This is a genomic window from Haladaptatus marinus (assembly GCF_051194195.1).
The window spans coordinates 110,077-121,820 of the sequence record NZ_JBLZNK010000008.1 but is presented as its reverse complement, the minus strand read 5'-3'; the positions used below and the strand labels follow the sequence as shown (position 1 = coordinate 121,820).

General features: G+C 52.4%; 14 protein-coding genes. 9 read left to right on the top strand and 5 right to left on the bottom strand.

Annotated features, from left to right (window positions below; all coding sequences use genetic code 11):
* The first annotated feature begins 671 nt into the window (after nucleotides 1-671).
* A complete protein-coding gene (locus ACN2TU_RS24375; RefSeq protein WP_435159144.1) occupies nucleotides 672-1,883 on the top strand; it encodes an aryl-sulfate sulfotransferase in 1,212 nt (403 codons plus the stop codon).
* Between the two features lie 261 nt (nucleotides 1,884-2,144).
* Here ACN2TU_RS24375 and ACN2TU_RS24370 read toward each other — a convergent pair whose 3' ends face one another.
* Entirely contained in the window at nucleotides 2,145-2,390 is a 246-nt protein-coding gene (locus ACN2TU_RS24370; protein WP_435159143.1) for an ArsR family transcriptional regulator, read from the bottom strand.
* A gap of 354 nt (nucleotides 2,391-2,744) precedes the next feature.
* Here ACN2TU_RS24370 and ACN2TU_RS24365 point away from each other — a divergent pair, with 354 nt between their 5' ends.
* From ACN2TU_RS24365 to ACN2TU_RS24355, 3 genes are read left to right on the top strand one after another with little or no spacing between them, the layout of a single operon-like run.
* A complete protein-coding gene (locus tag ACN2TU_RS24365) occupies nucleotides 2,745-3,089 on the top strand; it encodes a hypothetical protein (protein ID WP_435159141.1) in 345 nt (114 codons plus the stop codon).
* Nucleotides 3,086-3,475 (top strand): hypothetical protein, encoded by a 390-nt coding sequence (locus ACN2TU_RS24360; protein ID WP_435159140.1) that lies wholly within the window; start codon nucleotides 3,086-3,088, stop codon nucleotides 3,473-3,475. Before ACN2TU_RS24365 ends, ACN2TU_RS24360 begins: the two co-directional genes overlap by 4 nt.
* Nucleotides 3,468-4,376 (top strand): DUF8008 family protein, encoded by a 909-nt coding sequence (locus ACN2TU_RS24355; protein WP_435159139.1) that lies wholly within the window; start codon nucleotides 3,468-3,470, stop codon nucleotides 4,374-4,376. Before ACN2TU_RS24360 ends, ACN2TU_RS24355 begins: the two co-directional genes overlap by 8 nt.
* 296 nt (nucleotides 4,377-4,672) lie before the next feature.
* Here ACN2TU_RS24355 and ACN2TU_RS24350 read toward each other — a convergent pair whose 3' ends face one another.
* Complete coding sequence (locus ACN2TU_RS24350; RefSeq protein ID WP_435159138.1) at nucleotides 4,673-5,014, bottom strand: hypothetical protein; 342 nt, start codon at nucleotides 5,012-5,014, stop codon at nucleotides 4,673-4,675.
* Nucleotides 5,015-5,614: 600 nt separating this feature from the next.
* Between ACN2TU_RS24350 and ACN2TU_RS24345 the strand changes: the two genes are divergently transcribed.
* From ACN2TU_RS24345 to hepT, 4 genes are all read left to right on the top strand, one after another.
* On the top strand, nucleotides 5,615-6,595 hold the full coding sequence (locus tag ACN2TU_RS24345; RefSeq protein WP_435159136.1) for a bifunctional metallophosphatase/5'-nucleotidase: 981 nt from the start codon (nucleotides 5,615-5,617) through the stop codon (nucleotides 6,593-6,595).
* A 106-nt stretch (nucleotides 6,596-6,701) separates the two neighbouring features.
* Nucleotides 6,702-7,175 carry a hypothetical protein gene (locus ACN2TU_RS24340; protein ID WP_435159135.1) on the top strand — a complete coding sequence of 158 codons (474 nt, stop codon included), beginning with the start codon at nucleotides 6,702-6,704 and terminating at the stop codon, nucleotides 7,173-7,175.
* Between the two features lie 341 nt (nucleotides 7,176-7,516).
* Complete coding sequence (locus tag ACN2TU_RS24335) at nucleotides 7,517-7,948, top strand: nucleotidyltransferase domain-containing protein (protein ID WP_435159133.1); 432 nt, start codon at nucleotides 7,517-7,519, stop codon at nucleotides 7,946-7,948.
* Nucleotides 7,941-8,375 (top strand): type VII toxin-antitoxin system HepT family RNase toxin, encoded by a 435-nt coding sequence (hepT, locus tag ACN2TU_RS24330; protein WP_435159131.1) that lies wholly within the window; start codon nucleotides 7,941-7,943, stop codon nucleotides 8,373-8,375. The genes ACN2TU_RS24335 and hepT overlap by 8 nt, the downstream gene beginning before the upstream one ends.
* 12 nt (nucleotides 8,376-8,387) lie before the next feature.
* On the opposite strand, the gene ACN2TU_RS24325 is transcribed toward hepT, so the two are convergent.
* Entirely contained in the window at nucleotides 8,388-8,771 is a 384-nt protein-coding gene (locus ACN2TU_RS24325) for a hypothetical protein (protein ID WP_435159129.1), read from the bottom strand.
* A 301-nt stretch (nucleotides 8,772-9,072) separates the two neighbouring features.
* Between ACN2TU_RS24325 and ACN2TU_RS24320 the strand changes: the two genes are divergently transcribed.
* Complete coding sequence (locus ACN2TU_RS24320; protein ID WP_435159127.1) at nucleotides 9,073-9,852, top strand: SDR family oxidoreductase; 780 nt, start codon at nucleotides 9,073-9,075, stop codon at nucleotides 9,850-9,852.
* 118 nt (nucleotides 9,853-9,970) lie between these two features.
* On the opposite strand, the gene ACN2TU_RS24315 is transcribed toward ACN2TU_RS24320, so the two are convergent.
* Together ACN2TU_RS24315 and ACN2TU_RS24310 are read right to left on the bottom strand one after the other, a co-directional pair.
* Nucleotides 9,971-10,996 (bottom strand): Gfo/Idh/MocA family protein, encoded by a 1,026-nt coding sequence (locus tag ACN2TU_RS24315; protein ID WP_435159125.1) that lies wholly within the window; start codon nucleotides 10,994-10,996, stop codon nucleotides 9,971-9,973.
* A 217-nt stretch (nucleotides 10,997-11,213) separates the two neighbouring features.
* The gene (locus ACN2TU_RS24310; protein WP_435159123.1) at nucleotides 11,214-11,693 is read right to left on the bottom strand and encodes a hypothetical protein; all 480 of its coding nucleotides are present in this window, start codon (nucleotides 11,691-11,693) and stop codon (nucleotides 11,214-11,216) included.
* Nucleotides 11,694-11,744 lie beyond the last annotated feature (51 nt).

Here is an 11,744-nt window from a genome sequence, read left to right as displayed (position 1 = left end):
TGTCACTGCTGTCGTCAAGTCTGACGTCTAGGGGGACGATTCTGGTGTGTTGATTTCGGTGTATCCGAGGATGTCCGAACACCCAGCAAGCATACCGAGATTCGTTGTAGCCAATGCCGAAGTGAGAAACCGTCGTCGTGATCTGTTGGTCAAAAAACGGGGGTGGTTAACTGGCTGTCTCAGCAGTCGTCTTGGGAATCGTCTTCGGTGCTTTTCCCGTGTCTCTCTTGCTGTCGATTCGATGGTCCCCCATCGGATGCTGACAGTCCGATAACTGGCAGTTGACTGGCTGCTTGGCTTATCAAAAAGTAAGCCCTCGGACGGCGGACCGACGCAAACCAACCACTTACCGCCGAGTCTGGTTCGTTCTCCGGACGCGAGAGGAGTACCGGCTCCGTGGTAGTGCCTGCACCTCGTCGGGGTGTAAACCGTAAGTTCCCAACGAACCACCTACTGGTGGGTGTGGGAAGCCCCGTCGTTTACGACGGGCAGGATGTCACTAAGCGCCGACTGTATCGAGCAGACAATAACAATTAAGACAGTTTCAATGGTCTATAGATAGAGCAATTAGCGGTCGAACAGGCTAGATCCCAGTCATCGAAGATATGCAAACAAGAAAAAATAGACTACTAGTAGTTCTTGTAATCGTTCTATTACTGTTCCCGTCTATCGTGAGTACTGTAACGTATGAACCAGTAGTAGATGTCTCCAGTGCCCAAGGAGTTCCGGACAGGATACCTGCTGAGGACATCACGTTCGTAACTGCACAGGGCAAGGAGTTTTCCTCAACACAGGCTCAGCTCGTCGCCTTTAATACGAAAACTAAGGAACCGGTATGGACCCACAAAAAATACGACCGGTATTTCGACGTCGATCCACTCGGTAAGAACCGACTCTTGGTTGTCGCACGAAGCGGTGGCGAAGATCTCCCCATCTTCTCTAAAAAGGTGTCGTACTTCGCAGTCATAATAAATTGGCGAACTGGCGAGACGATTCGTCGATTTCCCGTCCCACCGGCGACTCACGACGTTGACTATCTCCACGGTGAGGACTACGCGGTTGCAGACCTCAAGCACAGTCGCGCATACGTGTACAATGCCTCGGAAAAGAAGATCGTCTGGGAATATCGCTTCCGTAAACATTTCCCCAAAAGTGCAGGAGGGGGAATGGGTGGGTATACTCACCTAAATGACATCGATGTGGTCGATAACGGGTCCGCGTTTCTCCTGAGCCCGCGAAATTTTGACCGAGTGATGCTGGTTGACCGAGCGACGAAGAAGATCAGGTGGACGCTCGGTGAAGAAGACAACTACAGTATTCTCAACGAACAGCACAATCCAGTCATTCTTTCACAGGATCCACTCACACTCCTTGTCGCCGATAGCGAAAATGACCGCGTCATTGAATACCGCCGGACGAATGATGGCTGGACACAGGACTGGGCCTACACTAACCTGAGCTGGCCTCGTGATGCCGATAGACTACCGAACGGAAACACGATGATCGTCGATAGTAACAACCAACGAGCGATCGTCGTAACCCCTGAAGGGACGACTGTCTGGTCTGTCCACATTCCCTTTGAGCCATATGATATTGAGCGCCCGGTCTATGGCGACGAGCCAGCAGATCTAACAATGCGTGAGATTGGGAACCCAAGTGTGAATGCACAGGCAGAGAAACAGGATTTGAGTCTTTCTCGCGCCGTAGGGGGAGTCAGTGATGTGTACGACTCGGCGTACACCACGAGTCAATGGATCCTCCCTCCCGGTATCGGACAGCTAGAATTCGGTCTTATGCTGATGGCAGGAGTGCTTGCTGTAATCTGGGCAGCCATCGAAGCTTATGGTGCCATACTTCGATTTGTGTCGTCAGGAACTCTCTGAACGTGATCGTAACAACTGTGCATTACAAATCGTTCATTCATTGAACGAAATTAGATCTCTCGAGAATAGTAACGAAGCGTCGTTGAGCGTTGAGATCAGAAAGAACAATGTTCTCGGGTGTGCGATGGGCGCTGCAGGATTTGAACTCGGCGAGACTTAGTCCGAAGCCAAGCCCTACAAATCAGAACTAATGATCCGTTTCCGCCGTATCCAGCGTTTGGTGTTTCTACCCTCGGAAAAGTGGAAGACAACAACCAACTGTTATGAGCTCGACTCTAATTCCTTAGCTTCGAGTTTACCAGCAAGGTATGCGATTCCCTGATCAGTGATTTCGTAGTAGCCCTTTTCTTCGTCAACCTTCTGCAGAAGGTCGTGGTTGGCGAGTGTTCGCATCCGGTTGCGGACATGAGAGTAGGAGAAGTCAATGTTATAGGCGACAGCTGCAGGGGGAAGGGCGATAGAATGTTCCTCGAAAAACTCGAGGATAGTATCGTCAGCGTTCGTCATCCATGAGACCCGCGGACGCATATCCGAGTTAATTCTGGTAGCACGTTTAGTCGCGTCGATAATAGAAAATAGTACCCTATAAAAGCTACTTAAGTAGCCTATATGAGCTACAATTTTATTAGGATGGAGTTGTTAAGATACACCAAGAGCTCACTCGGAATTCACTGCCTCCGAAAGGAATGTAGTGGATTCGTGCCGTGAACACGAATCCGAGTTGGCTCTCTACCGAGAAGCCATGTACATATTCGAGAACATGGGACAAAAGTGTCCCGTCCGAGAGCCGCAGCGCCCGCCAACCACCATCCATCGACAGACGAAGCCAAGTTTTTCACACCCGTGGAGGGGTGAGGTTCAATGACTAACCACTCGCCACGCACAGAGACGATTCTCAGTCTCGATCCAACCGATCGCATCCAAATCACCACCACAAATCGCACACTCACGAGGATCGTCTATCAGTGCGACCACCGCGAACCAGAACTCACCTGTCGTGATCCCGAACCGGGCGAGCACGTCCTGTACTTCGCAACACCCACCCACGATCTGTATCGGTTGCAGTACCGCTACTACGACAAGATTGACCACACCGAGATCAAACTCGATCACTACGAGCGAACACCCAATGGGCGGTACAGCTGGCTCCGTACTGGTTCTCGTATCGAGGCCATCACCACCCCAACGGGAGGTGAGCAGGAATGACGACCACACAGCGTACGATCATCCCTCGACCGTTGAACCCACGCGATACCAACGCACTCACCCACCAGCTCTCGGCAGGTGATCGCGTTCGCATCACGACGACCGAACGACCCCGAACGATTCTCACGGTGAGCGAGACCCGTTCATCGACCACCCACGCACCACAGCTGGTCTTGATCGCGCCAACAACGACTCCACAACACGCTACCTACCACTGTACGGCTCTCTGGTCCAATTTGCCGATGACTGTCATCGAGTACACGCACACTGCCAGTGACACCAGTGCCCGCTGTCTCGGCTCACTCACCATCATCGCCCACCTTCCTCGACTCTCGACGCCAGCAGACGACACTGCGCCCAGAACGAAGGGGTGTGGCAATGAGTAACACCACTGTTTCCGGAGTGTCCAGTATTCTTGATGGCGACGTATCGGTCAGCGACCTCGCAGACCATGTCCAGACGCTTACCGACCGGATCGAGGATCTCGAAGCTGAAGGGGCCGAGAAAGACGAACAGATCGCAAATCTCCGCACCGACCTCGAACAGAAAGATAACCGAATCGAAGAACTCAAAGAGCGAGTATCGGACCTAGCGAACAAAGCAGACGACGCAAAAGCCCATCGGACGGCCATTACCCGCAAAACAGAGAATTGCGACGAACGGATCGATGAACTCCAAGCCCGTGAGTTCGAGAAAGGTGCCCACTTACTCGCCGAGAATGTCGACGAAGACCGGATCACCGTTGCGGGGAACAGACTTGAGCGCATCACGAAAGAAGATGACAACACCTACTTCCGACTCCCCGGTGAGGAAGACGCGCTCGGTCGCGGTGGTGCCGTTGCTCACTCAACAGCGGATCTCTTGCCGATTCAGCGATTTGCCCGCTATGACGACGAGATGCTCGCCTCCGTCACCAATCGCAAACCCGACGAACTCGCAAGTAAGGCGTGGCGCGAAGATGACGATACTGGTCGCTATTCACTCTGGTCGAGGGGCAGTGGAGAGATCCGTGCCTATCTTGATGCCTCAGGTCTCGCAGATTGGATTCGCTTGAAAGAGTCTGGTGTGAGCAAGAAGTACAGTCAGGAACTCGCTCGCCGGACGATGGATGCAATGCATGAACTCTCGAATGGCCGCCTGGGGAAAATTAAGCGCCAGCGATCCAAAGACGGACTAAGCTACCAAGAGACGCGTCTCGTGCTTAAGTCGGACGTCGAGCTACCTGGAGAAGTTACGAGCCAGAACACGGACGACAGTCCGACCACAGACGCGGTTGCCGGAGAGTAGCGTGGCTGGGATCACATCACGCCCGAGAGGGACACGAATCTAACAGGAACACCACCACAACCGCGGTCGTGGACGTCCCGAATTGACACAGTTCGGGACTGACGCCGGACGGCTACCTGTGAGTACGGCAGTTGTATCGGCATCTATCGGCTAGAAACCAGCGGGTGAGGGAGAGGTCCTACCGGCCACCGTGTTTGTGGTCGGAGATCAGTGGATCAGGTAGTACGACGGCAGTTACAACTGGAGGACGAAACGGCTCTAGATGACTACCGCGAGCGAGTTCACCGATCAAAAAATCAGTTGAGGTTGTACGATTTTCCAACAACTCTGACGCTATCGATACCAGACAGACGGCAATTGCTTCCCGTCTCCGCTTTGAGGACGAGATACTCGTCGTCGGACATGAGCTCGAGTTCACGGGTGTTGAACTTCAAGACCGTCTCGTTGTCACCATCGCTGTCGAGGCCTTCTCGCCTCATTCGGATCGTACTGGCCTCTCGACCACCGGATTCCGAAAGGAGTTGGTCAATGTCTTCGCAGGAGACGTCCAATACGAACGATAGCGACCCTACCATTCCCGAGACCGGAGTCAGGGTTCGCCGAATGGAGAACGTCCCCGATGTGGATGCTACAGCCATTTAGGGCGTCGATACCCAGTCAGTATGCAAACGTGCAACGGGAACGATCCGGCAGAGTCGCGCTATAGGGACCTTACGAGTACTGGTGTTGATGTCAGGGCCGAAGGGGAGCAAGGTGATGACACCAAGACAGGTCACATGAACCCATCGGCTATCTCGTTCTTGAGGATGCATTCACACCAAACTAGGTCGAATCGTCCGACAAAAACGGTAATCTCGAACTCTCAGATGAGCAAGTCATTGCACTTGACGTAAATGGTGATAGTAAGTTGACCATACAGATATCTAATCGTGCTCAGTCGTATGATGTTTGGCTAACGTATCTTCTCAATTATCTCTCCTAAATTGTTGGCCGTGGAATATCATCTCATCTGATGATTGCACCGCGAAGAACCCGTTGAGCGACACTCCCCACATGAATAATCGCTGGATCCCAGTTCGACCATGGGTACCCATCACGATCAGTTCAATATAGCCAGTTTGTAAATTTCCCGATTCATCAGGCATCGTCTGTTGTCGTTAAGCCCTGTTATCTTGGTAATCATGTCGTGTAGAACGAAGGTCTTCAAACTACGATGATGAGAAAGAGGTCGCTCTACAGTGGATGGAATTGAAGAGGAGACAGGGTGTGGAAACGAAGAGACTATCAAGTCCCGAAGAAAGGTATTGAAGCTGGCGGGGAGTACGGCTGGAGCCGGGGTTGCAACAGGTGTATTCGGACATGTGCGAGCGGCCGCAAGGACACCCCCGCTCACTATTATCCATGGAACGCAATTTGAAGGTCGATTTGGGAAGCGAACTGGGCCGAACATTTCGCGATATACGACTGCCGTCAACAAATTCCGACAGAAGTATCCAAATACGGTATTTATTGGCACTGGTGACGATCTAGCAAAGGCACCTCTTGCAACGCCGTTCGGTGGGACGCACATTGTCGAAGCGTTAAATCACCTTCAGTTGACTACTGCGACGATCGGCAATCACGATTTTGATTATGGACCGTCCGTCCTTACGAAACAAATCTCTCGGAGTTCATTTCCGTGGCTATCGACCAATCTTCGCACTACTAATGGCAATCCGATTCCAGGAAGCAAGCGATGGGTGACGAAATCCATCAATGGTACTAGAGTGGGGATATTTGGACTTGCCCCCCAGAATACTGCTGAATTGGAGCCCACATTTCCGAAGAACTATCGAGTGATAAACAATGTGCCAGCAGCACGGACAGCAGTGGCAAACCTCAAAGCAGCCGGAGTGGACTATATCATCTGTGGTTCGCATCTCGCCCTAACGGGATCAAAAACCGTGGCAAAGCGTGTCGATGGCATTGACGCGATTGTCGGTGACCACATCGAGCACGTGTTCGATAAACCGCAGGTAATCGATGGAACGGTCATCAATACCGTTGGTGCCGGATTCCATCATATTGGGGCAATAACGCTCACTGAGAATGGACTGGACGGGTGGGAGCAAAGGCGGATTACACGGGATGTCAAGCCAGATCCCGGAATGCAATCTCTCACACATAAATGGCGACGCACCATAACGCTTGGTGGGACAGCAGTGACTCTTCCCCCGTGATCGCTTCCGACCAGTCAATTGCATCCTGCAAGCGATCGACGACCTCACCGACGCAGAAGAGAAGAACAGTCGGGTCCGGGCGTCAGTCTCACGTATAATCAATCTTGTGCGAGATTACGAGACCGAAGAGAGTGTTGACGACGAGTCGCCAAACCTCGCCGCGGAAGCAACCAATGCGGGCCGTCAGCTCTTCGAGACGATTCAGCGTTCGGAACAGAATACCGAACTCGTCAACTTCCGCGAAAAGCGTGCTGAGAGTCAGCAAGTCGAGGACAAGTACCTCGATGTGCTCGAGCACGCGAAGAACGTCGCCAAGACGAATGACGTGATGGTCGCACGGTTAGGCTATCGAGAGGTTGCGACTCACTATGGCTGTGCGTACAAGAACGACGGCTATCGGGTGATGGAAGTGATGGCCGAGCGTGTGCCCGGCGTGACCTACAAAGAGTCACGGACGTTGTCGATCGACGACGCCATGGGCGTTGGTGGTCACCACATCGAAATCACGTTCGCCCATCCTGACCTGGCGGGATGGATGCGAGCCCACGAAGCGAACGCGGGAGGGAACGGAGGGCGCTGATTATAGCGTTGTAATCACGGGGGTTCGGAGAACCCCCGCTCGAACCACACCACCACACGAGATTCACACCGCGTTGCCGGTGACGCATGGTGGTAGTAATCGGTTGGTTACGGTGGAGTGCGTCTATTTCTGCGAAATGGAGGGGGTCGCGTTCGCGAGCCCCCCTCTATTACAACGTTGTAATCGACAGCTCCCGCTAACGAGAGTCGAGAACGGCATGAGTAGGGAGAAAGCGACCAACAGTAACTGTGGGAAGATCCCGCCGAAGAACTCGTTTCGCCACTGGGTTCCACCCTCCGACCAACGGAATTCTTTAGTGGTGAACCGTCATTATTCTACGTATGGACTCGATTGACGGACACTCGGAGTTGCTCGCCGTTCTCGAAGAGTCGCTCAGCCGCGACGTGGATATCGAGTTCGCTGTGGTATTCGGCTCGCAGCTCACTAGCAACTCGCGTCCGTCATCCGACCTTGATCTCGCCGTCAAGTTCAACGAGAGCCTCTCCTCTCACGAGCGATTCCAAAAGCTCTGTTTCCTCTCGGGCGACCTTCAACGAGAGGACGCCCCGTTCATCGATGTCTCAGATATTGAAACACTGCCACTCGAGGTAGCACACGACGCCGTCAATGGCGAGTTCCTCTGTGGTGATGAAGACGCATTCCGCGACTTCAAAACGGACACAGAAGCGCTGTTTGCAGAGCAACGCGACGATATCCGTCGCCACCAGCGGGACGTGATCGACCGCATTGCAGAGGACGGCCTTCATGGCTGACGGACGAGTCGTCTCAACAAAGCTTGAACAAATCGAGCAGTACCATGGTGAACTGAAGGAGAAACAACAGTCACTTACTCGCACAGAACTCCTCACGAATACGACTGAGCAACGCGCCGTTGAGCGGATGTTCGAGAATGCGATTCAGGCGTGTTCCGACCTCGCTCAACACATTGCCACACACGACTTTGATTTTGATGGTGTCGCTTCCAAGGAAGCAGTTCGCATTCTCGGCCAAGAGAAGGTCATCGACGAGGGGACGATGAATACACTCGTCGCAGCGATCGGGTTTCGGAACGTTCTGGCTCATGAATACGGGAGGGTTGATTACGTCGAGGTATATCAGACTCTCCAGAGCGGACTAGAAGTATATGACGCGTTCAGTCGGCAAATCGCTCGGTGGTTCCAGCAACAGAGCAGCCCATAATCCACATCCAGATCAGTCGGTCCGTAGTTCGTTGAGAGCGATGATCACATATACTAGTCCGACCAATCGGGTCCCGACGTACACCCACGGTTTCCATCGGCAGTTGCTGGCATCAGTGTACGCAAGCTCGGCTCCATAGTCAACATAGGCACGTGGGAACGCCAGTGCAAGAAGTCCAATAGCGCCGAGAAATTGCTTGAAGGTAGAATACGAGCGATCGCTTCGCCACATGGAAACTAAGATGAGGAGTCCTTCAATCCGCGCACCAGGGATAACCCACGACCGTAATTCACAGTCATCTGGATTCTCGAGTGCAAGCTGTTCGGTACGGCTGATGAGTGCTTCTGGCGAACGTAGTTCGATGATGCCGATTGCCGAGAAGAGCATGCGGAGCATGATAGTACAGCTAGACCTCCAACGTGATGAACCTCATCTTTAGACTGAATCCGGATGTGCTACAGTCATTTGAGAGTCCTAAACGATCGGAATCACCAGAAGAATAGTGTGACAACGACATTTCGTCGGATACCTTCATGTTGTACCGCGAGATCAGCCTCCTAAGTACTTGTCGCGGTTTATTTTGAATACATTATACGGGGTTCAACTCTAGTAGACCGAACGTGAATCATAATATTTCTTCGATCACGGTCAACAGACGGCAGTAACACTCACACCAACTGACGTTGTTCAGCGGTGTATGGGTGGGTTACTTGCGGGACAAACAGCCGTGGTAACGGGTGCAGCAAGCGGAATCGGCCGAGCAATAGCACACAGGTTCGCTGAAGAAGGCGCAAATATCGTCGTTGCAGACGTTCGCGAAGACCCGCGCGAGGATGGTGCGACGACACACGAACGGATCACTGAGGAAACCGACGCACAAGCAGTGTTCGCACAATGTGACGTCTCTGATCCTGCAGACGTAGAGGAAACTGTCGAGATGGCCGTTGACGAATTTGGAGGAATCGACGTGATGGTAAACAACGCAGGAATTGTCGGCCCGAACGGTCCGGTGACAGACATCGATCCAGAGGCATACCAACAGCTCCTCAACATCAATCTTAATGGTGCGTTCTTCGGATCGCAGGCGGCGGCACGACAGATGCGCGAGAGCGGTGGCGGCAGCATCGTGAATATTTCGAGCATCGCAGGAATCCAAGGATACAGCAATCTCTCACCGTATTGTACTTCGAAAGGTGGAGTTAGACTGCTCACGTACTCGCTCGCCGCAGAACTTGGAGCGGATGGTATTCGAGTGAACGTCATTCATCCGGGTGTTATCGAGACAGCGATGACGACAGATGATGTTCCAATCGTTGGTACCGAATCCGGCGAACAGATGCGCGAATTGATTCCTTTAGGTCGATTCGGAGCACCGGACGATATCGCGAAAACAGCTCTCTACTTGGCGAGTGATCTTGCGAGTTACGTGACTGGTGAATCGGTAATCGTAGATGGTGGGATGGTAAATACCGCGTGAGATATAGAGGTCGACAATAACCCAGTGACCGAAGCACGTCCTATATCCAACGATCAGAGTGTTTGGTTGAAGCTCATGGTTATTGGAAGCTGATTTACATTCTTCGAACCGTTTGGCTTCACGCTTCCGACACTTCGGAAATGAGATCCTGAACGTCGATTGTGCGCTCTTCGGCCGCAGCCATGTACGCAGCTTCAGTCAATGCAGTAACCTGGATGGCGTCGTCCGAAACAACCGGTCGTTCGCCGTCGTTGATGGCGGTGACGAAGTTTGCCACCTTCCGTCTCGTCGCGATATCGAAGTTCGATTCTGTTCCCGTTGGTACGGTGTATCTGGTTGCACCCCTGTGTTCGAGATGCAGATAATCTCCTGTATACACGACACCTCCGCGTGTACCCCAGATAACGTACCCCTCGCGTGGGTCCATTGCGACACCATCACCAGTCACCGTGACACTCCCAATAGCCGTACCATCATCTACTTGTAAGCGAGTCGTGAGTGCCGCACTCACATCGATTCCCGGCTTTGCAAATTCGATCGAAGCAGTTGCTGTCTCAGGAATCCCATTCGTTACCCATAAGAGTGCATCAATGAGATGCGACCCTGTATCGTACAACTGCCCACCACCCGAAATTTCTGGATCAGCCCTCCATGTTCCTTGGTGTGACGAGAACCAATCTTGCCCGAGATAGCAGGCAATCGTGTGGATAGTGCCGATACGGTTGCTGGCGATGAGATGTCGAATCATTTGAAACACGGGATGGAAATGTCGTTGGTACCCGACTTTGAGAATACGGTTGTGGCGTCGTGCTGTTTCAACGAGATCGACAGCATCTCGCACATCGATTGTCATGGGTTTTTCCAACAAGACGTCGATGCCTGCTTCTAAGCAGGCAGTTGCTTGATCGTAGTGATATGCATGTGGCGTTGCGATCAATATCCCGTCTAACTCCCCGCTATGTTCGCGGAGGAGTGTTTGGTAGTCCTCATACGCCGGAACATTAAATTCGGATTCGAACACGGCACGAGCACCCGGTGACGTATCTGCACCTGCTACGATAGCCACGTCGTCCATACTCGCGAATAAGCGGAGTTCCAAGTAGCCAATACCTCCGACACCAACTCCCCCAATCCGCACAACCATAGAGTTGACACACCACGGTCGTGCAAAAGTGTGTGGAGCTTAGTTCATAACCGATCAGTGAGATATCAGAGATAGACATGCCGGTGGGGACTAATTTCATGAATTCAACTGTAGGGAAATACATTATCAAGTGGCTACGCAGCATTCAGAGGAGAAAATAACTAATGGCGTGTTGTTACGATTCGAAATTGCGAAGCAGGCACCGTCGGCTCCGAGATTAGCCAGACTTCCTACTCGGCTCATCCCGGGTCTTGAGCCAGTCTGCTAATCGGTCAAAGTGAATGAAATGGGGATGATCAACAACAAGTTCAGAAAACGCCGCAAACGGAACTGCGATAAGAACGATTAGCAGGAGCATTTCCGGTGTGACATCTGCATCTGTCGTTATGACGACAGCAAGCACGTCTTCAGTCACCCCAAACAGAATTCCGATGATAAGGAATTCGAGAAACCGCTTCAAGCGTCCATTTGGCATAGGAGAATAGACGTTCGTGGAACAAGTAATTCTTCTCTGCTTATCGAATAGGGTCACGAGATCGATGGGTCGCCAAAACTCACCGCGGAAACCTCGAATGCAGGCCGTCAGCTCTTCGAGACGGTCCAGCGTTCGGAACAGAATACCGAACTGATCAACTTCCGTGAGAAACGCGCCGAGAGCCAGCAAGTCGAGGACAAGTACCTCAACGTCCTTGAGCACGCGAAGAACGTCGCAAAGACGAACGACGTAATGGTCGCACGGTTAGGCTAT

Coding starts and splice junctions, on each gene's coding strand:
- ACN2TU_RS24370 (WP_435159143.1), bottom strand. CDS start 2,390: ATGACGAACGCTGACGATACTATCCTCGAGTTTTTCGAGGAACATTCT.
- ACN2TU_RS24365 (WP_435159141.1), top strand. CDS start 2,745: ATGACTAACCACTCGCCACGCACAGAGACGATTCTCAGTCTCGATCCA.
- ACN2TU_RS24360 (WP_435159140.1), top strand. CDS start 3,086: ATGACGACCACACAGCGTACGATCATCCCTCGACCGTTGAACCCACGC.
- ACN2TU_RS24355 (WP_435159139.1), top strand. CDS start 3,468: ATGAGTAACACCACTGTTTCCGGAGTGTCCAGTATTCTTGATGGCGAC.
- ACN2TU_RS24350 (WP_435159138.1), bottom strand. CDS start 5,014: ATGGCTGTAGCATCCACATCGGGGACGTTCTCCATTCGGCGAACCCTG.
- ACN2TU_RS24335 (WP_435159133.1), top strand. CDS start 7,517: ATGGACTCGATTGACGGACACTCGGAGTTGCTCGCCGTTCTCGAAGAG.
- hepT (WP_435159131.1), top strand. CDS start 7,941: ATGGCTGACGGACGAGTCGTCTCAACAAAGCTTGAACAAATCGAGCAG.
- ACN2TU_RS24325 (WP_435159129.1), bottom strand. CDS start 8,771: ATGCTCCGCATGCTCTTCTCGGCAATCGGCATCATCGAACTACGTTCG.
- ACN2TU_RS24320 (WP_435159127.1), top strand. CDS start 9,073: ATGGGTGGGTTACTTGCGGGACAAACAGCCGTGGTAACGGGTGCAGCA.
- ACN2TU_RS24315 (WP_435159125.1), bottom strand. CDS start 10,996: ATGGTTGTGCGGATTGGGGGAGTTGGTGTCGGAGGTATTGGCTACTTG.